Origin of the sequence: Shewanella sp. SR44-4 (genome assembly GCF_014163715.1) — a bacterium.
GTDB lineage: Bacteria > Pseudomonadota > Gammaproteobacteria > Enterobacterales > Shewanellaceae > Shewanella.
In genome coordinates, this window is sequence record NZ_JACJDU010000022.1 from 1 (window position 1) to 22,585 (window position 22,585).

15 protein-coding genes are annotated in these 22,585 nt (G+C 42.5%); 10 read left to right on the forward strand and 5 right to left on the reverse strand.

Annotated features, from left to right (window positions below; genetic code table 11):
• Positions 1 to 89 precede the first annotated feature (89 nt).
• Positions 90 to 989: a LysR family transcriptional regulator gene (locus H5125_RS11800; protein ID WP_182744319.1), complete on the reverse strand. Its 900-nt coding sequence runs from the start codon at positions 987 to 989 to the stop codon at positions 90 to 92.
• A 353-nt stretch (positions 990 to 1,342) separates the two neighbouring features.
• On the opposite strand from H5125_RS11800, the gene H5125_RS11805 reads away from it, so the two are divergent.
• The 6 genes from H5125_RS11805 to H5125_RS11830 all read left to right on the forward strand — a co-directional run bounded on the left by H5125_RS11805 (position 1,343) and on the right by H5125_RS11830 (position 10,770).
• Positions 1,343 to 1,987: a GntR family transcriptional regulator gene (locus H5125_RS11805; RefSeq protein ID WP_392342035.1), complete on the forward strand. Its 645-nt coding sequence runs from the start codon at positions 1,343 to 1,345 to the stop codon at positions 1,985 to 1,987.
• 56 nt (positions 1,988 to 2,043) lie between these two features.
• The gene (gene prpB, locus H5125_RS11810) at positions 2,044 to 2,922 is read left to right on the forward strand and encodes a methylisocitrate lyase (protein ID WP_011637321.1); all 879 of its coding nucleotides are present in this window, start codon (positions 2,044 to 2,046) and stop codon (positions 2,920 to 2,922) included.
• Positions 2,923 to 3,026: 104 nt separating this feature from the next.
• Complete coding sequence (gene prpC / locus H5125_RS11815; protein ID WP_101088421.1) at positions 3,027 to 4,151, forward strand: 2-methylcitrate synthase; 1,125 nt, start codon at positions 3,027 to 3,029, stop codon at positions 4,149 to 4,151.
• Between the two features lie 87 nt (positions 4,152 to 4,238).
• Positions 4,239 to 6,830 (forward strand): Fe/S-dependent 2-methylisocitrate dehydratase AcnD, encoded by a 2,592-nt coding sequence (gene acnD / locus H5125_RS11820; protein WP_182744320.1) that lies wholly within the window; start codon positions 4,239 to 4,241, stop codon positions 6,828 to 6,830.
• A gap of 128 nt (positions 6,831 to 6,958) precedes the next feature.
• On the forward strand, positions 6,959 to 8,128 hold the full coding sequence (prpF, locus tag H5125_RS11825) for a 2-methylaconitate cis-trans isomerase PrpF (RefSeq protein WP_182744321.1): 1,170 nt from the start codon (positions 6,959 to 6,961) through the stop codon (positions 8,126 to 8,128).
• Between the two features lie 482 nt (positions 8,129 to 8,610).
• Positions 8,611 to 10,770 carry a cation:proton antiporter gene (locus tag H5125_RS11830; RefSeq protein WP_182744322.1) on the forward strand — a complete coding sequence of 720 codons (2,160 nt, stop codon included), beginning with the start codon at positions 8,611 to 8,613 and terminating at the stop codon, positions 10,768 to 10,770.
• A 391-nt stretch (positions 10,771 to 11,161) separates the two neighbouring features.
• On the opposite strand, the gene bcp is transcribed toward H5125_RS11830, so the two are convergent.
• Complete coding sequence (bcp, locus tag H5125_RS11835; protein ID WP_101088417.1) at positions 11,162 to 11,629, reverse strand: thioredoxin-dependent thiol peroxidase; 468 nt, start codon at positions 11,627 to 11,629, stop codon at positions 11,162 to 11,164.
• Between the two features lie 82 nt (positions 11,630 to 11,711).
• Entirely contained in the window at positions 11,712 to 12,248 is a 537-nt protein-coding gene (locus H5125_RS11840; RefSeq protein WP_101088416.1) for a glycine cleavage system protein R, read from the reverse strand.
• A gap of 284 nt (positions 12,249 to 12,532) precedes the next feature.
• On the opposite strand from H5125_RS11840, the gene dapA reads away from it, so the two are divergent.
• The 4 genes from dapA to H5125_RS11860 all read left to right on the forward strand — a co-directional run bounded on the left by dapA (position 12,533) and on the right by H5125_RS11860 (position 19,214).
• The gene (gene dapA / locus H5125_RS11845) at positions 12,533 to 13,417 is read left to right on the forward strand and encodes a 4-hydroxy-tetrahydrodipicolinate synthase (RefSeq protein ID WP_101088415.1); all 885 of its coding nucleotides are present in this window, start codon (positions 12,533 to 12,535) and stop codon (positions 13,415 to 13,417) included.
• Between the two features lie 4 nt (positions 13,418 to 13,421).
• Positions 13,422 to 14,519, forward strand: a complete 1,098-nt coding sequence (bamC, locus tag H5125_RS11850) for an outer membrane protein assembly factor BamC (RefSeq protein ID WP_101088414.1) — start codon at positions 13,422 to 13,424, stop codon at positions 14,517 to 14,519.
• A gap of 520 nt (positions 14,520 to 15,039) precedes the next feature.
• Complete coding sequence (locus H5125_RS11855) at positions 15,040 to 16,122, forward strand: efflux RND transporter periplasmic adaptor subunit (protein WP_182744323.1); 1,083 nt, start codon at positions 15,040 to 15,042, stop codon at positions 16,120 to 16,122.
• Positions 16,119 to 19,214: an efflux RND transporter permease subunit gene (locus H5125_RS11860; RefSeq protein ID WP_162023019.1), complete on the forward strand. Its 3,096-nt coding sequence runs from the start codon at positions 16,119 to 16,121 to the stop codon at positions 19,212 to 19,214. Before H5125_RS11855 ends, H5125_RS11860 begins: the two co-directional genes overlap by 4 nt.
• A 261-nt stretch (positions 19,215 to 19,475) precedes the next feature.
• On the opposite strand, the gene H5125_RS11865 is transcribed toward H5125_RS11860, so the two are convergent.
• Both H5125_RS11865 and fadE read right to left on the reverse strand, forming a co-directional pair.
• Complete coding sequence (locus H5125_RS11865) at positions 19,476 to 19,910, reverse strand: PaaI family thioesterase (protein WP_208062823.1); 435 nt, start codon at positions 19,908 to 19,910, stop codon at positions 19,476 to 19,478.
• An 85-nt stretch (positions 19,911 to 19,995) separates the two neighbouring features.
• Entirely contained in the window at positions 19,996 to 22,443 is a 2,448-nt protein-coding gene (gene fadE / locus H5125_RS11870) for an acyl-CoA dehydrogenase FadE (RefSeq protein WP_182744324.1), read from the reverse strand.
• Between the last annotated feature and the right edge of the window lie 142 nt (positions 22,444 to 22,585).

Genomic DNA, 22,585 nt, shown 5'->3' on the forward strand with positions numbered 1-22,585 from the left:
GTAGATTCGAATGTAGATTCGAATGTAGATTTAACTTTCACTTCAAACTCTAAGCATCTAAGCATCTAAGCATCGAAAATCGAATCGAGTTAGAACAAGTCGAAGATAGTGGCAGCACGTTGCTGAATAAACTCAATAAACAATTTTACTTTTAAGGGTTGCTGGCGACGTTGATGATACAAAATACTGATCCGCCGATGCTCACCAGCCCAATCTGCTAACACAGGCACTAGCTCTTGATTCAATAGTTGTGGTTTAACAAATAATTCTGGTCCGTATAAAATCCCGCCATCACCGACAGTTGCCCGAATTGCGCCGTGTAAATCCCCTAGGGTTAATTTAGCGGGTCCATCGTAATAATACTGCTCACCACTGTGATGTTTTAAGGTCCAGTTAAATAGCGGCCACACTTTAATTAACTGATAATCAACTAGCTGCTGCGGGTGGCGAAGCTCAATGAGTTGCTTGGCATACTCAGGTGATGCATACAGGCCGTAATTTAATACTCCCAACGATGTTGATACCCAAGATGAGTCTGGTTGTGCGCCACCGACAATGGCGACATCGACTCCTTCATCTATCAAATCAATGGTGCTGTTATTTTGGGTGATGTGCAGTTGAATGTGCGGATGTTGTTTGGAAAAGTCATTGATGGCCTCAATTAATATCATCGAGGTTATCGAAACGGGTGTCGATATCCGTAAGGTACTTTGCGGCTCATTAATAGTTTGACCACAAATACGATCAAATTGCGCCACCACATTATAGTAACGGTCAAATAATGCCCCACCTTCTTCAGTTAATCGAAGTTTACGGGTGCTGCGCATTATCAACTGAGTATTGAGGCTTTGTTCTAATTTGCTAATTTTGCGGCTAACAGTGGCAATGGGCAACTTTAACTCTTGTGCTGCAGATGAAAAACCACCGGCATTAACGACATGGACAAACAAATGGATCAATTCAAGTTGGCAGGCTAAATGTTGGCTCATCAAGAGACCCTTATTGTATTTATTGCTCTATTTATTGTTGGATTAATCGATGTCTCAATCACTTTATAAAGAGGAGTGTAACCCAACATAGTGTGTACAGATAGCTGAGTAATCATCGAACCACAAAGGCGTGATGAGTTATACCGTGGTGGCTAATATTAGCATGGGCTGACTTAAGGTTTATTGAGTGGTGTCATAAATTGGTAATAGCTAACGCTTTATGATGAATTGGATTAATTGTCGACAAAAAGTGCATTTTGGGGTTGTTATACGATTTAAAGGTGCTATATTGTCGACAACTTGTTTTGTGTAGCTGTTTTTTAATGTCAGTTTTTATTATCCAAGGTATGAATATGATCCAGCCGATTACTTCTGCAGATAAGACCTTTGTAGCCCTTAGAGACGATATAGTCGAAGGTCGTATTCAGGCCGGCTCTAAATTGAGCGAAACTGAATTGTCGACAAAGTATGCAGTGAGTAGAGCCGTGATCCGTGAAGCCATTAACCGCTTAGAGTCGTGTCATATTGTTGAGCGTAAAGCCAACGTAGGCGCTCGTGTGGTGGCGTTATCTCCACAAGGGTTGATAGAACTGTATCAAGTGCGTGAATCACTCGAAGGCATGGCGGCACGTTTAGCGGCAAAGAACATGACCGATGACGAAATTGCCGATTTAAACCGTTTATTACAATCTCACTTTGACGAGGTCAAAGGGGGCGAGTCTTATTATCAAGAAGCCGGTGATGTTGATTTTCATTATCGAATTATTTTAGGCAGTAAAAACAAACACCTAATTTCAATGCTGTTTGATGGCATTTATCATTTAGTGCGCATGTATCGCGTACAACTTGGCATGGCGGGTCCGCGTGTGACCACCGCTTATGATGAACACAAACACATTGTTCAGGCCATTTTAAACCGTGATGCAGAATTGGCTGAAATGCTGATGCGTCGCCATATTATGTATTCTAAAAATAATATCGAACACAAATTATCGTAATGTCTTGCGTGTGGCGTGTTACGCCCACGGTCATAATTGCATATAAGGAAAATATCATGAGCGCAGGTAAAAAATTTCGTCAAGCATTAGCTAACAACAAACCACTGCAAATTGTCGGTACCATTAATGCTTATGCCGCCATGATGGCAAAGCAAATTGGTCATCAAGCCATTTACTTGTCTGGTGGCGGAGTGGCTAACGCCTCTTATGGTTTACCCGACTTAGGCATGACATCGTTAAATGATGTGTTGGTTGATGTGCAACGTATTACGTCAGCCTGTGATTTACCTTTGTTGGTGGACATTGATACGGGTTGGGGCGGGGCATTTAACATTGCCAAAACCATTCGTGATATGGAAAAGGCTGGCGCAGCAGCGGTACACATGGAAGACCAAGTGGCGCAAAAGCGTTGTGGTCATCGTCCAAATAAAGAAATAGTGCCAGTAGAAGAAATGGTCGACCGTATTAAAGCGGCGGTTGATGCCCGTACTGACCCAGACTTTTTCATTATGGCGCGCACAGACTCGTTTGCTCAAGAAGGGTTAGAAGCCGCTATCGAACGTGCTAAAGCGTACGTGGCAGCGGGTGCTGACGGTATTTTTGCTGAAGCAATTAAAACTGAAGAGCATTACCGCGCCTTTGCTGAAGCATTAGATGTGCCTATTTTGGCTAACATTACTGAGTTTGGCCAAACTGAATTATGGAATAAGCAACAATTAGGCGAGTGGGGCGCGGCAATGGTGTTATACCCATTGAGTGCATTCCGTGCGATGAACAAAGCAGCTGAAAATGTTTACAGTGCTATTTTAACCGATGGCGACCAAAAAGCAGTGGTAGATACCATGCAAACTCGTATGGATTTATACGACTATTTGGGTTATCACGATTATGAACAAAAATTAGACAGTTTGTTTGCCGAAGGCAAAAATAAATAACGGCCTCAGTACGACAGCAAGACTCGATTACAACTAAAATAACAATACCCTACAATCGCGATTTAGCATGGTTAAATCGCGAAAAGCATAAGAAGGAAGATATCATGGTAGACAAGAAATTATCAGGCGCAGGATTACGCGGTCAGAGTGCTGGCGAAACAAAATTATGTACTGTCGGTAAATCAGGTTCAGGCCTAACGTACTGCGGTTACGATGTATCTGATTTAGCTGATAACGCTACCTTTGAAGAAGTCGCTTATTTATTATTTAACGGCGAGTTACCAAACCAGGCTCAGCTAACTGCATATAAAGCAGAATTAAAAGCGCAGCGTGATTTACCCGATGCACTAAAAGCGGTATTAAAATTAATTCCTGCTGATGCTCATCCAATGGATGTTATGCGAACTGGTTGCTCGTTTTTAGGTAACCTTGAGCCAGAAGTCGATTTCACTCAGCAACACAAAGCGTCGAACCGCTTATTAGCCGCATTTCCGGCCATCATGTGTTATTGGTACCGTTACACTCATGACGGTGTTGAGATTGATTGCACCACAGATGAAGATTCTCTGGGTGGACATTTTCTTAAACTGCTTCGCGGTGAAACGCCGTCAGCGCAACATCGCCGTGTAATGGATGTGTCGTTGATTTTGTATGCAGAGCATGAGTTCAACGCATCAACCTTTACCGCGCGTGTATGTGCCTCAACTTTATCGGATATGTATTCTTGTGTTACTGGTGCGATTGGTTCATTACGTGGTCCACTGCACGGTGGTGCTAATGAAGCGGCGATGGACATGATCCAAAAGTTCAGCTCGCCAGCCGATGCTAAAGTGCAGATGGCATTAATGTTAGAACGCAAAGAAAAAATCATGGGCTTTGGTCATGCTATTTATAGCGAGTCTGATCCTCGTAATGTGATTATCAAAAAGTGGTCTGAAAAGCTGGCCCATGAAAACGGTGACACCTCTTTATATGACATTTCTGTCGCGTGTGAAGAGTTTATGTGGGACACCAAAAAGTTATTCTGCAATGCAGATTTCTTCCATGCCTCTGCTTATCATTTTATGGGCATTCCAACTAAGTTATTTACGCCAATCTTCGTTTGTTCACGTTTAACCGGTTGGGCTGCACATGTAATGGAGCAGCGATCGAACAACCGCATTATTCGTCCAAGTGCAGATTATGTGGGCAGTGAGCCTCGTAAAGTGGCGCCTATTAGCCAACGTTAATCAGCATGCCGAGTCTCGTTATGATGACTCGGCTTTTTTCGATATAGATTAGCGCTTATTCCTTTCATATTTATTGTGGATGAAGTTATGAATACTCAATACCGTAAAGCCTTACCTGGCACCCAATTAGATTATTTTGACACCCAAGAGGCTGTAGATGCGATTGAAGCTGGAGCCTACGCCAAACTACCTTATTGTTCTCGTGTGTTTGCCGAGAACTTAGTCCGTCGCTGCTCACCTGACATGCTTACTGATTCGTTAAAGCAGCTGATTGAACGTAAAAATGACCTTGATTTTCCGTGGTATCCAGCCCGTGTGGTTTGTCATGATATTTTAGGCCAAACCGCATTAGTCGACTTAGCGGGTCTGCGTGATGCGATTGCTGAAAAAGGCGGTGACCCCTCAAAAGTGAACCCAGTAGTACCGACTCAATTGATTGTCGATCACTCGCTGGCGGTTGAGCATGCCGGTTTTGAAAAAGACGCGTTTGAGAAAAACCGCGCCATTGAAGACCGCCGTAATGAAGACCGTTTCCATTTCATCAATTGGACCAAAACGGCATTTAAAAACGTTGATGTTATCCAACCGGGTAACGGCATCATGCATCAAATTAACTTAGAGCGTATGTCGCCAGTGGTGCATGCTCAAAATGGTGTGGCGTTTCCTGACACCTTAGTCGGCACCGACAGTCATACACCTCATGTTGATGCGTTAGGCGTTATAGCCATTGGTGTGGGCGGTTTAGAAGCCGAAAGCGTCATGCTCGGCCGTGCCTCATACATGCGTTTACCGGAAATTGTTGGTGTTGAAGTAACGGGTAAGCCACAACCTGGCATTACTGCTACCGATATTGTTCTGGCGTTAACTGAATACTTGCGAGCGCAAAAAGTTGTGTCATCGTATCTTGAGTTTTATGGCGAAGGGACCACCCATTTAACCCTTGGCGATCGCGCTACTATTACTAACATGACGCCTGAATACGGCGCCACCGCGGCGATGTTTTATATCGATAAACAAACTATCGATTATCTAACGTTAACCGGTCGTGAAGATGCACAAGTTAAACTAGTTGAAACCTATGCCAAACAAGCGGGCTTATGGGCTGATACCTTAACTAATGCTGTGTATGAGCGAGTATTGCACTTTGACTTGTCATCTGTTGGCCGTAACATTGCAGGCCCGTCTAATCCACACAGTCGGGTGCCGACATCTGAATTAGCGGCGCGTGGCATTAGTGGTGTGGTTGAAAACGAACCCGGTAAAATGCCCGGTGGTGCAGTGATTATTGCCGCTATTACCAGTTGTACTAACACCAGTAACCCGCGCAACATGATTGCTGCCGGTTTATTGGCTCGCAATGCCAATGCCCGTGGATTATTACGTAAACCTTGGGTGAAATCATCGCTTGCGCCTGGCTCTAAAGCAGTGCAATTGTATTTAGAAGAAGCAGGCTTATTACCTGAGCTTGAAAACTTAGGCTTTGGCATTGTCGGCTTTGCCTGTACCACGTGTAACGGCATGAGCGGCGCGCTTGATCCGGTTATTCAACAAGAAGTGATTGATCGCGACTTATACGCTACCGCAGTGTTGTCGGGCAATCGTAACTTTGATGGCCGTATTCATCCTTATGCGAAACAAGCCTTTTTAGCATCACCACCTTTGGTCATTGCTTATGCCATTGCCGGTACGATTCGTTTTGATATTGAAAAAGATATCTTAGGTATCGATAACCAAGGTCAAGCTGTCACGTTAAAAGATATTTGGCCAACCGATGAAGAAATCGATGCAGTTGTTAAAGCAAGCGTTAAGCCTGAGCAATTCCGTAAAGTCTATGAGCCAATGTTCGACATTAAAGTCGAGTATGGTAGCCACGTAAATCCGCAATATGATTGGCGTCCACAAAGTACTTATATTCGCCGACCACCTTATTGGGACGGAGCTTTGGCGAGTGAGCGCACCATGAAAGGTATGCGTCCATTAGCCGTACTCGGTGACAATATCACTACCGATCATTTATCGCCGTCAAATGCGATTATGCTCGACAGTGCGGCAGGGGCATACCTAGATAAAATGGGCTTGCCAGAAGCTGATTTTAACTCTTATGCCACTCATCGTGGCGATCACTTAACTGCGCAGCGTGCCACCTTTGCTAACCCTAAACTGTTTAACGAAATGGTGCAGGAAAACGGCAAGGTTAAGCAAGGATCATTGGCGCGCATAGAGCCTGAAGGCCAAGTCACTCGCATGTGGGAAGCGATTGAAACCTATATGGAACGTAAGCAACCACTGATTATTATTGCTGGTGCAGACTATGGCCAAGGTTCGTCACGTGACTGGGCGGCAAAAGGTGTGCGTCTTGCTGGGGTTGAAGTGATTGTTGCTGAAGGCTTTGAGCGTATTCACCGTACTAACTTAGTCGGTATGGGCGTGCTACCGCTAGAGTTCACTGCAGGCCATAATCGACATACTTATCATATCGATGGCACGGAAACCTATGATGTTGTAGGTGATCGTAATCCGGGCGCAATGTTAAATGTGATCATGACCCGCAAAAACGGTGAACAAGTGACCATTCCGGTTAAGTGTCGTGTAGACACTGGCGAAGAGTTGTCAATTTATGAAGCGGGCGGTGTATTACAACGTTTTGCTCAGGACTTTTTAGCCAACGAAACTAATTAACCATAATTCGGGGTAATAAGTGAGTGTTGGTTTGGCAATAACCTAGTGTTAGTGCCTTACTTAATCGGCAGTTTATAAGCTTATTGATGGGCTGCCGCTTTGGTCTTTTGTTATTTTAGGAATATGTGATGGCTCATTTACCACAAATGAAAATTCCAGCGACTTATATGCGCGGCGGCACCAGTAAAGGGGTGTTTTTCAGCCTGACTGACTTGCCTGCAGCCGCTCAAGTGGCTGGTGCAGCTCGTGATGCAATATTATTGCGTGTTATTGGCAGTCCCGATCCTTACGGTAAACACACCGATGGTATGGGTGGAGCAACGTCAAGTACCAGTAAAACGGTTATCTTATCTAAAAGTACTCAAGCTGATCACGATGTTGATTATTTATTTGGTCAAGTATCGATTGATAAGCCGTTTGTTGATTGGAGCGGAAACTGCGGTAATTTAACCGCGGCGGTCGGTTCATTTGCCATTAGTAATGGTTTAATCGATCCAAGCCGAGTGCCTGAAAATGGCACCGCAATTGTGCGTATTTGGCAAGCCAATATTCATAAAACCATTATTGCTCATGTCCCTATTACCAACGGTGAAGTACAAGAAACCGGTGATTTTGAACTTGATGGTGTGACGTTTCCCGCAGCTGAAGTGCAAGTGGAGTTTTTAGATCCTGCCGACGGTAATGGCGCTATGTTTCCTACAGGTAACGTGGTCGATGCACTTGACGTACCAGGCGTCGGGACCTTTAACGCCACCATGATTAATGCGGGCATTCCAACCATTTTTATTAATGCAGCCGATATTCAGTATCAAGGTACTGAGTTGCAAGATGACATTAATAATGACGATAAAGCCTTAGCCATGTTTGAAACTATTCGGGCTTATGGTGCGGTAAAAATGGGCTTAATCAACCATATTGATGAAGCGGCGGCTCGTCAACATACCCCTAAAGTGGCTTTTGTTGCGCCTGCTGCGGGTTATATTTCATCCAGTGGCAAAGCGGTTAATACTGACGATATCGATCTGGTCGTGCGGGCCCTTTCTATGGGTAAACTGCATCATGCGATGATGGGCACAGCAGCAGTGGCCATTGGCACTGCCGCGGCGATTCCTGGCACATTAGTTAATTTGGCTGCTGGCGGTGGTGAGCTGAGTGCGGTTCGTTTTGGTCATCCATCTGGCACGCTACGCGTGGGTGCTCAAGCGGTGTTAGTGCAAGGTCAATGGCAAGTTAAAAAGGCTATTATGAGCCGAAGTGCGCGAGTATTAATGGAAGGTAAGGTGAGCATTCCACAATAATCACGTTATGTATATGTTATAAATAAAACCTCAGCTTTTGCTGAGGTTTTTGTTTATACGGGATTAATAGATAAAAAAAACAATTGATTAGCGTTTAAACTTATATTGTCTTTTGCTTATGTAAATCAGATGTTTATCCCAAAAATATCCAAAAGATATAAAATGTGATATTGGTCAAAAAAAGCCTTGATCCTATTGTTAAATTAGTATGTTATATGCTGAATTTTGTCAGCTGCTTTTTACGGGTTCAGACATATAAGCATCATGTAATTATGATGTAATAAAAGGAAATATCAGTAGGTTTTATCGATTAATAGAAGATTGATTAATCACAATAGATTAATCATCAATTGATGATTTGGCTGATTAAGTTGTTATAAAACAGTCGAGTTGAATGCATTTAGAGCACGATATTAACGTGAGTCGCATTGCTTATTTTAAGTTAGTCATTGGCAATGATAGCAATACAAAAGGAAACAATTATGGTTGAACACATTACAGGCATGCTGGCATTAATCGGTGTGTTATCGCTTTTGTGTCAATGGGTTGGTTGGAAGTTACGTCTGCCAGCAATTTTACCACTTTTATTATGTGGTTTACTGTTAGGGCCAGGATTAGGAATATTAGACCCAGATGAAATCTTTGGTGATTTATTGTTTCCTATTATTTCGTTAGGTGTTGCGGTCATCCTGTTTGAAGGTGCGCTGACACTTAACTTTAAAGAAATTAAAGAACATGGACGAATGGTGACCCACCTTGTCACTATCGGCGCATTTATTACCTGGGCGTGCATTGCACCTGCAGCGCATTATTTGCTTGGCTTTGACTGGGCAATTGCCATGTTATTTGGCGCATTAGTGGTGGTGACAGGTCCAACCGTTATTGTGCCTATGTTGCGTACGGTGCAACCTAAATCAAATTTAGCCAGTATATTACGCTGGGAAGGCATCGTTATTGATCCTATCGGTGCGTTACTTGCTGTATTGGTATTTGAATATATCGCCGTTACAGCCGACCCAACCACACACGTATTGAATGCATTAGGCTTAACCTTAGTGCTTGGTTTTGGCTTAGGTGCAGCAGGCGGTTACTTAACGGGTTTAGCTATCCGTAAAAACTTGTTCCCGCATTACTTACGCAACACCGCAGTATTAACCATTATGCTGGGTATTTTTGTTGGTTCGAACATTTTACAAGAAGAGTCTGGCCTGTTAACGGTAACGGTAATGGGTATTTGGTTAGCAAACATGCGCGGCGTTGATATTGCTGACATTTTAGAATTTAAAGAAACCCTAACTGTACTACTGATTTCTGCGTTGTTTATTTTGTTGGCGGCACGTCTGGATTCTGGCGCCATGCTTGATCTAGGACTTGGTGGTGTCGGGGTGCTTTTAGTAGCGATGTTTATTGCTCGTCCACTCAGTATTTGGATTTCAGGCTTAGGCACCAATTTGTCGTCTAATGACAAGTGGTTTTTAAGTTGGGTTGCGCCTCGCGGTATTGTTGCAGCGGCTATTTCATCATTATTTGCCATAAAACTTGAAACAGTTGGCTTAGAAGGTGCCAGTTCAATTGTACCGTTAGTATTCTTAATTATTATTGGTACGGTGGTGATTCAAAGCTTAACTGCCGGTCGTTGGGCTAAGTTTTTAGGCGTGAAAGAGGGCTCTAATCAAGGAGTGTTAATCTTTGGTGCGTCTAAATTCTCGCGTGAATTAGCTTCTATTTTAATTTCGAAAAATATTAAGGTGATTCTAGCGGATAACAACTGGGATAGCATTCGCCAAGCGCGCATGGACAATATTCCGGTGTATTTTGGTAACCCAGCGTCAGAGCATGCATCTAATTTCATGGACTTAAGTGGTATTGGTCGAGTGCTTGTGATGTCGCCATACCGTCAATTAAATCCGTTGGTGACGTTTCACTTTCAAGATTTAATGGGCACCGAAAAAGTCTATGGTTTAAACAACGCTGACAGCGCCAGTGCTCGTCATCAGTTGTCTGAATCTTATCTCAAGCGCTTATGTTTATTTGGTGAGAATATATCTTACGCCAAAATTGCCAGTTTAATGGCTAAAGGCGCAGTATTGAAAATTACCAATATTACTGAAAACTTTACCTATGACCATTTCAAAAAACGTTATGGTGATACAGCTATGCCATTGGTTTATTTAACTAAAGAAGGCAAGGTTAAAGTCATATCTGGTGTTGAAACGATAGTGTTACCAGTGGGTATAGAGTTAATAAGCTTATTGCCACAAGAAGCGCAAGACCAAGCTGTTATTCAGCGAGCATTAGATGACGAAGCCGACCGCCAAGCTAAAATAGCCGCCGAAGCAGAAGCAAAAGTGGCCGCTGAAGCAAGAGCTGTTCGCGAAGCACAAGAAGCCGAGCAACGCACTATTGAAAAAGCACGCCGTAAAGAAGAAGAGCTAGCGCTATTTGAACAACAAGAAAAAGCCCGCTTATTAGCTGATGAAGAGGCTGCATTAGTGAAGCAAGAAACAGCTATTCTAGCCAAAGAGTTAGCCGCACAAGAGAAGGCTAAACAAGCTGCAAGCGCTGCAAGTGAGCCGAGTGATGCAGAGACTGCAGCCGACGAAGAAAAGCCACAGCAATCGAGCGATACTAAAACGGTATAGATACTAAAATGATATAGATATTAAAACAGTATAGATGCTAAAACGGTGTAAATGTTAGCGCTTAGGCGTTAACGGTTTGGTGTCGATATTTGAAATAGCAGTCACTAAAAAGGGCTTAGCAATTTATTGCTAAGCCCTTTTTTATTACTTCATGAAGCGTAAAACTTATCGGAGGAAGAAACCTCTAGTAAATTACTTAACCTGAACTCGGGATAAGGAATGAACTTAGCTATTTAAAATCAGCATGTTAACCAAGCTCACTTTCAAGCTTGTCATTTGTTATGCTAGCAAGGCGAATTGACGCGTCAATAGCTAGCCTATAGTAAGTCGATTCAACACAGTTAGCAGGACAAAGGGCTGTTTGAAAGGCGTTTATTATCCCGAGCTCAGGTTACTTAGCTAACGTGGCCAGAACCACTTCATGGTGATCTTTAGTTTTGAATTTATTCAACACATGGCTGATTTTGCCATCAGTACCGACGATAAAACTTAAGCGATGAATGCCATCGTAAATTTTACCCATAAATTTTTTCTCTCCCCATACGCCAAAACCATCAGCAACCGCATGGTCTTCATCACTGAGTAACGTGAAGTTGAGTTGTTGTTTGTCGGCAAATTTGGCCAGTTTAGCCACAGGATCTGGGCTAATGCCGAATACTGTTACCTTCAAACCATCAAGTTGTGTTTTGATATCGCGCAGGCCTTGTGCTTGCACTGTGCAACCAGGAGTTGATGCTTTAGGGTAGAAATACACTAGCACAGGACCTTTAGACAAGGTGTCTTGCAGTGATACCGCTTCACCTGCTTGATTTTGCAGAGTAAAATTTGGTGCAGTATCACCAACGTTTAATGTGTTCATGATTGATCCTTTATCAGATAAATACAGATATTACGTTATCAGCACGTACAAGGTTCACATCAACGAGAGGTGAACTGAGTCGTTATGGCGCGGCAATACCCTGCATGCGCTTGATGCTGCACTCTAGAGACATAGACTCGGCCAGTTCATGAATACCTTGTTCAAGCTTCAATAGGTTGATTTTATCAGGGATATTGATTGCTAATAAAATAGACTGAGTTTTAAGACTATCATTGTCATCCGCATGGGAGCGCACAGCTGCTAAGTCGAGGCCTCTTTCGGCCAAAAACTGGGTAATGCTCTTCATAGTTCCGCGTTGGTCTTCACCATTGAATATCACTTCAATACGAGACACAAAGTTTTTTGGGGTATGTTTGGACGTTCGCTTCATGACCGTCATGAGTTCAAGTTCTACACTCAGCACAGGCAATAAGCTTTCAATTTTTGTTATAGCTGACCAGGAGCCAGATATCATCATAATTAGGGTAAATTCATTACCAAATAATGCCATACGACTGTCGACTATATCGCAATCACAATCACTTGCTAAACGCGCTAAACGACTCACTAATCCTGGGCGGTCTGCGCCCATTGCCGTAACGACCAGATAATTGGTCATGGATTTTCCTCACTTTTTGATATCTTAGAGCGAAAACTTATGCCGAAGCATGTCAGTTTTGGTGCGGGTGCTAATGCTATCATTTTTCACTAAAACACCTCAATATAGTAACCTATATCACTCACATAAATGTGATTATTTTTTAGCGCTATGGCTTCAAAGATGCTAGGTTACGCTGCATTAAATAGCATAAATGACTTATTTCAGATTATGGTTACCGTAGAGCTTGTCATTAGTGGTTGGCATCAGTAACATAGCGAATCCTGAAACCGTGGGGAAGATAGATGATAAACGGAAGCATCGTAGCCTTAATCACACCAATGAATAGTGATGGCACAGTAGATTATGCAAGTCTTGAAAGACTTGTTGAGTTCCATATTGAACAAGGTACTGATGCCATTGTCGCGGTCGGTACTACAGGCGAGTCTGCAACTCTGCCTATGACAGAGCATGCGGCTGTTGTCAGCCAAACTGTTAAGTTTGCATCAGGTCGTATTCCTGTGATTGGTGGTAATGGCGCCAATGCCACTGCAGAAGCGATTGAGTTAACCAAATCAATGCAAAAATCGGGTGTTGTTGCCATGCTTGGCGTGACTCCTTATTACAATAAACCGTCGCCTAAGGGATTAATTGCCCATTATACGGCGGTTGCTGCAAGTACTGATATTCCTCAAATTCTTTATAATGTACCAGGCCGTACTGCTGTTGATATGAAACCAGAAACAGTGGCTGAATTATCAAGTGTCAGTAATATTATTGGTGTAAAAGAAGCCACCGGTGATTTAAGCCGTGTTGCGCGTTTACGTGAACTTTGTGGTGAAGACTTTTTACTTTATAGCGGCGATGATGCCACAGCACGTGAGTTTTTATTGCTGGGCGGTAATGGCGTGATTTCAGTGGCAAATAATATTGTTCCACATGCGTTTAAAGCCATGTGTGATGCTGCATTAGCCAAAAATGCACAATTAGCTGAATCAATCGATCAACCATTAACGGGTATTTATCGCTCGTTATTTTGTGAAGCCAACCCAATTCCAGTGAAATGGGCTGTTCATCGAATGGGTTTGATAGCTAATGGTCATATTCGTTTACCTTTAACTGAACTTTCTGAGCAGTTTCATGGTCTGTTAATAGAAACAATGAAACAAGCTCATATTGAGGTAAAATAAATTCATGTTAAAGAAAGTCACTCCGTTACTCCTTGTTGCAGCTGTATCAGCTTGCAGTACGCCATTAGATCGCCGTCAGGCCAATGGTAATGATGATTTCGTTAATGCTGAAACTACGCCATTATTGACGATCCCACAGGGCTTGAATACGCCTACTTATAGCAAAGAATATGACATACCTGCTGTTGGTAATAACGTTAACAAGCAGCTTGTAGGCAAGAATCTTGATATCCGTGCGCCATTGCAAGTATTGCCAATGGCTGAAGGCACACACATCGAAGAAAGCAGTGATAGTATTCGTGTGGTGATTGAATCGATTGAAAGTACTACTGATTTAAAACAAGAAATTTTTGATGTCATTGATGGTTATCTAAGCAAAAATAACATCGCTGTTCGTAGCGAAGACCTTAGCGCTGGTTTTATTGAAACAGATTGGATTGAAAATGATGAAATCATTGAATCTAATTGGTGGGGCAGTGACAAGGTTTATCAACTGCGTCAGCGTTATCGTTACCAAGTTGATGTGAAACCACATGGCCGTTCTGGTTCTGTGTCGATTGATTTGGTTGAGCATCAAGAGTTTTACGATGATAAAGATCAGAAAATTTTATTAAGCGGTGAAGACAAACGTCGTTATACCACTGATATGCTAAATAATGCTATTGCTTATATGAGCATTAAACGTGATCAATCTATCCGTGCTGCACGAATTGAGCAAAGCCTTGGTATTAAAGTTGATTTAGTCACTAACGCTACTGAATCTGCTTATTGGTTAGCCGAAGCAAACTATAAGTCGGTATGGGATCGTTTACGCCTAGTATTACCGGAAATGGGTTTTGATGTTGTTGATACTGATAACAGCAAAGGCCTGTTTTATATTAATTTAGAAGAAAGCGGTGGTTTCTGGAGCTCTTTGTGGAGCGAAGAAAAATTGTCATTGAAAAAAGGCAATTATCGTTTACTGCTTAAAGAAACTGATGATGCTAATCAGACTAAAATATTACTGCATGATGTAGAAGACAAACCGTTATCGGATGAGTCTATTACCGAAGTGTACAAAATTATCTCTGATCTAATGCAAGAAGACCGTAAAGTCCGTTAAGGTTTATGGTTTGGTAATTAAGCAGGAAAGAGACGCATCGAGCGTCTCTTTTTATTTTGTTCATTTGTAAGTTACCATTTTTATTCGATTCAATAGGACGCTATTCAGCACCTATCAACCCAGTTTGAATTATCCATTTCAAGTAGTATCCCTAACATACAGGCTTTATTGTTGAGCAATAACAATATTAGGCAGTACAAATTTATAGCCGTTATCCCTGGCAACATATGCCCCGATTGAATCTGAAGCCAAACTCGATTTGTCACAGCATGTGTCGAACAGTTTGGATTTTCATTGTTTAAATATTCAAATAATGCGTATAAATAACCAAACATGCATAAATTACGCTAAAAATGTGAATAAAATGCATATTTACCAAGGGTGAACTATTTGTTTAATCTGTTCGTAATTTGTAAGCAAAAGTAAAACAACTTGATGTGGATTTATTGCTAAGTACAATCACATTAAATAGAAAATCATATATATAATTCATGCAACCTTTGATGGTTACGGACTCGAAATGAAAAAGATAATCGTACTGATCGCCATAGTGCTAGCTGCACTGTCGGCTTACTATTTACTGTCTCCTAAAGAAGCGATAGTTCAACGTCCAAGACCCATACCTAATGTTGTGGTTGCCAAGGTGGCGATTATGCCTATTCGTGATGAAGTCGAAGCATTGGGTACGGGTAAAGCCTATGAGTCTATTATCGTTACATCCAAAATCACTGAAATTGTCACTAGTATTAATTTCAACGATGGCGATTTAGTTGAAAAAGGGACGTTATTAGTACAACTGAGAAATGATGAACATAAAGCAAAAGTAGCCGTAACCGAAATTAAGTTAGTTGAAAATCTACGTGAATTAGATCGTATTCGTACATTGGTCACCAGCAAAACGATTGCTGAATTAGAGCGTGACCGCTTACAAAGTTTAATTGATACCACTCGTGCAGAAGTTGCGCAGGCTAAAGCTGCGCTAGAAGACCGCGCAATTAAAGCACCATTTTCAGGTAAATTAGGTTTACGCCAAGTGAGTGTGGGTAGCTTAGTGACCCCAGGTGAGCAAATTAGTACCTTAGACGATGTGAGTAAAATTAAATTAGATTTTTCTGTGCCAGAGCGTTTTATTCAAGAATTACAACCAGGCAAACTCGTTGAAGCCAAAGCGGTTGCGTATCCCGACCAGATATTTAAAGGCGTTGTTACTTCGATTGATAGCCGCGTTAACCCAGATACTCGAGCGGTAGTGGTACGCGCGGTAATGCCTAATGATGATTTTAAGATACTGCCCGGCATGTTGATGAAAGTGCGCCTTATTAAGCAAAGTCGTGAAGCATTACTATTACCTGAAGCCGCAATTATTCCTATTCAAAATAAGCATTTTGTTTATGTAGTAAATGCTGAAAATGTTGTTGAACAGCAGCAGGTAACTTTAGGCAGCCGGACTCGTGGCTGGGTTGAAATAACCGACGGGCTTAAGGTTGATCAACAAGTGATTATTCGCGGTATTTTAAAAGTTCGACCAGGAGATAAAGTTCAAGTTGAGCAAGCAGAAAACTTTAAGTTTGCGCAAGTAGAAGGCATGGAGACGTCAGCATGATATTAACTGACTTATCGGTTAAACGGCCTGTTTTTGCATCTGTTATTAGTATCTTATTGATTGTTTTAGGCTTGGTATCATTCGATAAATTACCCTTGCGGGAATATCCAAATATCGATCCGCCAATTGTGTCGGTCGAGACCAGTTACCGTGGCGCCAGTGCTTCTGTGGTTGAAAGTCGAATCACTCAACTTATCGAAGATAGGATAAGTGGTGTTGAAGGCATCCGTCATATAAGTTCGTCAAGCAGTGATGGCCGTTCAAGCGTTACCATTGAATTTGATATTAATCGAGATATCGAAGCGGCAACCAATGATGTTCGTGATCGTATTTCAGGTTTATTAGAACAGCTTCCTGAAGAAGCTGATGCTCCCTCAATTTACAAAGCTAACGGCAGTGATGAAGTCATTATGTGGCTCAATTTGGTGTCCGACCAAATGGATATCTTGCAGCTGACTGATTACGCAAATCGTTATTTAGTGGATAGATTCTCAGTTATCGATGGCGTGTCAACGTTACGTTTAGGTGGCGGCAAAGTGTATGCGCTGCGAATTTGGATCGATCGCCAAGCATTAGCATCGCGCAACCTAACGGTATCTGATGTCGAAGCTGCATTACGTTCTGAAAACGTTGAGTTACCAGCGGGTTCTATTGAATCCAAAGAACGTCATTTTACCGTGCGTCTGGACAGGGTATTTAAAACGGCGGAAGATTTTTCTAACTTGGTGATCATGCAGGGCGATGATGGTTATTTAGTTAAATTAAGCGATGTTGCCAAGGTAGAAATCGGCTCCGAGGAAGAGCGGATTATTTTCCGAGGTAACAAAGAGGCAATGATTGGTTTAGGGGTCAGTAAGCAATCTACCGCTAACACCCTTGAAGTGGCACGCGCTGCTAATGCGTTGGTAGACAAACTTAACCCCACATTGCCAGCAGGCATGGAGATTAAACGCTCATACGACAGCTCGGTGTTTATTGAAGCTTCTATTGATGAGGTTTATCAAACACTGTTTATCGCCATGGTGTTAGTGATTATTGTTATTTACTTGTTTTTAGGCTCGGTGAGGGCGATGTTAATTCCAGCCATCACTGTGCCCGTATCCTTAATGGGGACGTTTATAGTGCTATATGCACTAGGGTATACCATCAACTTACTGACCCTATTAGCGATGATCCTGGCGATTGGTATGGTGGTTGATGATGCCATTGTGATGTTAGAGAATATTCATCGACGGATTGAAGAAGGTGATTCTCCGCTTAAAGCAGCCTTTCTAGGTGCGCGTGAAGTGGGTTTTGCCATCGTGGCAACGACTTTGGTACTGGTAGCTGTATTTATGCCTATTACCTTCTTAGAGGGCGATTTAGGCAAGCTGTTTAAAGAATTTGCGGTCACCATGAGTGCGGCTGTGATTTTTTCCAGTATTGTGGCGTTAACATTAAGCCCGATGATGTGCTCAAAGTTATTAAAGCCTGCAACACAAGATCCTTGGCTGGTTAAACAAATCGATAAAATGATGAGCAAGATATCGGGCTGGTATTTGATAAGCTTGCAAGCAGGGGTTAAGCGACCTGTATTAGTGTCATTAATCGTATTAATCTCGTTTGCATTAAGTGGTTTTTTATTGAATAAAATCCCTCAAGAATTTGCTCCACAAGAAGACCGTGGCTCGATGTTTTTAATGGTCAATGGACCTCAAGGTGCCAGCTTTGAATACATTGAAAAATACATGGATGAAGTTGAAGGCCGCTTAATGCCTTTGGTTGAAAGTGGCGATATTAAGCGCTTATTGATCCGCGCTCCTCGTGGCTTTGGCACCGCATCAGACTTTTCTAACGGTATGGCTATTATCGTTTTGGAAGATTGGGCTGAACGTCGCAGTGCCAATGAAATTATTGTCGATATCCGTAATCGTCTATCAGATTTAGCCGGTATTCGTGCATTCCCGATAATGCGCCAAGCCTTTGGTCGCGGTGTGGGTAAACCTGTGCAGTTTGTGATTGGTGGCCCAAGCTACGAAGAACTGGCTGATTGGCGTGACATTATGCTCGAGAAAGCCAAAGAAAATCATAAACTCATTGGTTTAGATCACGATTACCAAGAAACCAAGCCTCAGTTAAGAGTGGTGATTGACCGTGAACGTGCAGCAGATTTAGGGGTATCAATTGCGCATATTGGCCGAACATTAGAGTCGATGCTTGGATCGCGCTTGGTGACAACCTTTATGCGCGATGGTGAAGAGTATGATGTGATTGTCGAAGGTAATCGTGACAATCAAAGTACTGCTACGGATATGCAGAATCTTTACGTTCGTTCGGATCGTTCGCAAGAACTGATCCCGTTATCGAACTTAGTCTCGATTGAAGAGTTTGCCGATGCCAGCTCGTTAAATCGTTACAATCGTATGCGTGCTATTACCTTAGAGGCCAATTTGGCCGATGATTATACTCTGGGTGAAGCGTTAGATTATCTCAATGATCTTGCTACAACTTATTTGCCTGCAGAAGCGGTGATAAGTTATAAAGGGCCATCGTTAGATTACCAAGAGTCGGGTAACTCGATGAACTTTGTGTTCTTACTCGCATTAGGTATTGTATTTTTAGTGCTCGCAGCTCAGTTTGAAAGCTATATTCATCCCATGGTGATCATGTTAACCGTTCCGTTAGCAACGTTAGGGGCGTTAATTGGGTTATGGTTTACCGGCCAGAGTATTAATATTTACAGTCAAATTGGCATTATCATGCTGGTTGGTTTGGCGGCTAAAAACGGTATTTTAATCGTTGAGTTTGCCAATCAATTACGAGACCGTGGTGTTGAATTTCAACAAGCGATTTTGCAGGCTTCGACTCAACGATTACGACCTATTCTAATGACCGGTATTACGACTGCGGCAGGGGCTATTCCATTAGTGTTATCCAGTGGTGCAGGGGCTGAAACTCGTTTTGTTATTGGAGTCGTGGTGTTATCAGGCATTTTACTGGCAACCTTCTTTACCTTAATCGTTATTCCTGTTGCTTATAGCTTGTTTGCTCGTAATAGTAGCTCACCAGAAGCGGTCGCTAAGCAGTTAGAGATAGAGTTAAAAGAAGGCTAATCACGTTCAACATTGATTCGTTATCCTTGATTCGTAATCACTGATACAACCTGAAATCAGGATATATAAAAAAGCCAGTCATTGAAGTGACTGGCTTTTTTGTTTCAATTATTTACGAGGAGCAAACTTGGCTTTATCGAGGCATTTAAACTGAAAACGGAATGGCAGCGCTGGAGTTAATTACTAATGGAATACGTATTATTATGCCGTTTCATCTAGCAGTGCAAAGTTCAAAGTGCAAAGTACCGTTTAGCCAACTACCTAAGGGCGCAGAATAAGGCAGGTCGCTGTAGCGGTAGCGAGTAACTTACCTGCTTCAGTGGTTAAGGTGCCTTCAGATATGCCTAACGATTTTGATAAGTTCATTAAGCTTCCCTTTGCGATTAGTCGCTGGTTTTGTGGCACAGGCCGAACCATTTTAATGTTCAAATCAATGGTTGAATAACTGACACCTGCAGGGAGTGATGAATGAACCGCGCAGGCTGTTACTGTGTCCATGACTGTCGCTGCAAAGCCACCGTGTACGCCGCCCATCGGGTTTAAATGACGATCATCTGCATGGGCTTCAAACGTTACTGCTCCTTCACTGACCTCGATAGCTTTCATCGGTATGGTTTGCGTTATTGACGGGGCAGGTATGTCGCCATTAAGCATGGCTTGCATCAGTTGTAATCCGGTGAGTTGTTTCATTATTATCCTTGAGCGATAGCATCAATTTTTAGCGATAAAAAAGGGTAAAGCTTGCGCTTTACCCTTTTTTTTTTAGGTTTTAACCTAGCAGCTAGGCTGCTTTTTCTTGCTTAGCTTTAGGTGCTAGTTGCGCACGAAGCTCATCGGTATCGAAATCATCAACGTTAATTGATTTTAAGCGACCAATTTCAGCTCGTTCAAGTAAAGCGATTTCGCTGTCGCTTAACACACCAAGCGCTTTACCTTCAGCAGCAACTTTATCTAACCACATAAATGGCAGACGCTTACCCGCAGCTTTACAGACTTTGTCGTACAGTGGCTCTGCGGCAAGGATATCTTTAAACGTTTGTTCTTGGATACCTACAGCATTGAACTCAGATGCAGTCCAGAACTGGCCTTTACCTAAACGGTCACGACTAGCACAAGGAGTTTGCATTATCTTAGCCACTTTGTGATCTAATACATCACTAGGGCGCTTAATTGGACGACCGAATGGGAAGATAACGGCGCGAAGTGCAATGCCTAAACCCATTGGGAAGTTGTTCAGTAAGTCATCTAACGAATCTTGTAACTTGTACAACGAATCTTCAACAGCCCATTGAACTAAAGGTAAATCTTCAGTTAAACGACCATCATCTTCATAACGTTTTAGCGTTGCAGAAGTCAGGTATAGCTGGCTCAATAAATCACCTAAACGAGCAGAAATACGTTCTTTACGTTTTAGGTTTCCACCCAGTGTAGCCATCGCTAAGTCAGATAATAATGCTAAGTTAGCACTGAAACGGTTCATCTGTTGATAGTAACGCTTGGTTTTATCTGAGTAAGGGCTATTCGAGAAACGAGATGAGGTTATGCCCATCCAGAAGCTACGAATGAAGTTAGACGTTGCAAAGCCAATATGACCAAAGATAGCCGCGTCGAAGTTAGCTAAACCACGATTTGCATCAGTATCAAAAGCTGACTCCATTTCGGCCAATACATACGGATGACAGCGAATTGCGCCTTGTCCATAAATGATCATTGAGCGAGTTAGAATATTTGCACCTTCTACAGTAATCGCAATCGGTGCAGCTTGATAGCCACGGCCTAAGTAGTTATTCGGCCCTAGACACACACCTTTACCACCGTGTATGTCCATTGCATCAATGATACATTTTTGCATTCTATCGGTTAAATGGAATTTAACGATAGCTGAAACAACCGATGGCTTTTCGCCTAAATCGATAGCTGTAGTGGTTAACGTCGCCACCGCATCCATAAGGTAAGCATTACCGCCTATACGTGCCATTGGCTCTTCGATGCCTTCTAACTTACCGATAGGTAATTTAAATTGACGACGAATACGTGCATAAGCACCCGTAGCAATAGCGGCAGTTTTCACGCCACCAGCTGAGTTTGACGGTAATGTAATACCACGACCTACAGATAGACACTCAACCAACATTCTCCAACCTTGGCCAGCCATTTCTGGGCCACCAATAATGAAGCTTAGTGGTACGAACACTTCGTTACCGCGTGTTGGACCATTTTGGAACATACAGTTCAATGGGAAATGACGACGTCCGGTTTCAACACCTGGAATGTCAGTAGGGATAAGTGCACAAGTAATGCCTAGTTCTTCTTTATCACCTAATAAGTGTTCAGGGTCGCGTAGTTTAAACGCTAGACCAAGTACAGTAGCAACAGGTGCTAAAGTAATGTAGCGCTTGTTCCACGTTAGCTTCATACCAAGAACTTCTTCGCCTTGGAATTCACCTTTACATACCACGCCGAAATCTGGGATTGAGCCAGCATCACTGCCTGCTTCAGGGCTAGTGAGTGCAAAACATGGCACTTCTAAACCTTGAGCTAAACGGGGTAGATAATGATCTTGCTGCTCTTTAGTACCATAGTGCTGTAATAACTCACCAGGGCCTAACGAGTTAGGAACACCCACTGTTGAGGCAAGTTCGCTACTCACACCAGCAAGTTTTTGTAATACACAAGATTGAGCATAAGCAGAATATTCTAAACCGCCATACTTCTTCTTAATGATCATCGCGAAGAAACCGTTATCTTTTAAGAATTGCCATACATCTTGTGGCAAGTCACCTAGCACATGCGACACTTCGTGTTGATTGAGCATTTTACATACTTCTTCAACCGGTCCGTCTATGAATGCTTGCTCATCAGCAGTTAAACGCGCTTTAGGATAGTTGTGTAATTTGCTCCAGTTAGGGTTACCTGCAAATAAATCTGCTTCCCACCACGTTGTACCTGCTTCAATGGCTTCTTTTTCAGTAGAAGACATCTCTGGCATGATACCGCGATACACTTTTATCAGTGGACGACTGATAAAATTCTGTCTGAATGATTTGATGTTTAGTGGCAGTGCAATGACAAGGAAAACAATCCATGTTATTACACTAATAATGTCCAAAGTGCTACCGACAACTAACACAATCGCCGCAGCAATTGTTGTAGATAATAACGATACCCGCAGGTATGCCATGGCGCCGAGCACAAAGATCATCGCGATGATCCAAAGTAGGGTGGTCAATGTACTTCTCCTTAAAGCTATTTATGTAGACAAAATAGCTTATTTATTATTGATCTCATTCACAAGAATGAACGTGGTCAGACCTGTGTCACGTAAAAGTTAACCTTATGGGGCCTCGAATACAAGTGTTTTTCAAACAATT

Bases quoted from the DNA above. Each gene is read 5' to 3' on its own strand.
- H5125_RS11800 (WP_182744319.1), bottom strand. From the start codon at position 989: ATGAGCCAACATTTAGCCTGCCAACTTGAATTGATCCATTTGTTTGTC.
- H5125_RS11805 (WP_392342035.1), top strand. From the start codon at position 1,343: ATGATCCAGCCGATTACTTCTGCAGATAAGACCTTTGTAGCCCTTAGA.
- prpB (WP_011637321.1), top strand. From the start codon at position 2,044: ATGAGCGCAGGTAAAAAATTTCGTCAAGCATTAGCTAACAACAAACCA.
- prpC (WP_101088421.1), top strand. From the start codon at position 3,027: ATGGTAGACAAGAAATTATCAGGCGCAGGATTACGCGGTCAGAGTGCT.
- acnD (WP_182744320.1), top strand. From the start codon at position 4,239: ATGAATACTCAATACCGTAAAGCCTTACCTGGCACCCAATTAGATTAT.
- prpF (WP_182744321.1), top strand. From the start codon at position 6,959: ATGGCTCATTTACCACAAATGAAAATTCCAGCGACTTATATGCGCGGC.
- H5125_RS11830 (WP_182744322.1), top strand. From the start codon at position 8,611: ATGGTTGAACACATTACAGGCATGCTGGCATTAATCGGTGTGTTATCG.
- bcp (WP_101088417.1), bottom strand. From the start codon at position 11,629: ATGAACACATTAAACGTTGGTGATACTGCACCAAATTTTACTCTGCAA.
- H5125_RS11840 (WP_101088416.1), bottom strand. From the start codon at position 12,248: ATGACCAATTATCTGGTCGTTACGGCAATGGGCGCAGACCGCCCAGGA.
- dapA (WP_101088415.1), top strand. From the start codon at position 12,533: ATGATAAACGGAAGCATCGTAGCCTTAATCACACCAATGAATAGTGAT.
- bamC (WP_101088414.1), top strand. From the start codon at position 13,422: ATGTTAAAGAAAGTCACTCCGTTACTCCTTGTTGCAGCTGTATCAGCT.
- H5125_RS11855 (WP_182744323.1), top strand. From the start codon at position 15,040: ATGAAAAAGATAATCGTACTGATCGCCATAGTGCTAGCTGCACTGTCG.
- H5125_RS11860 (WP_162023019.1), top strand. From the start codon at position 16,119: ATGATATTAACTGACTTATCGGTTAAACGGCCTGTTTTTGCATCTGTT.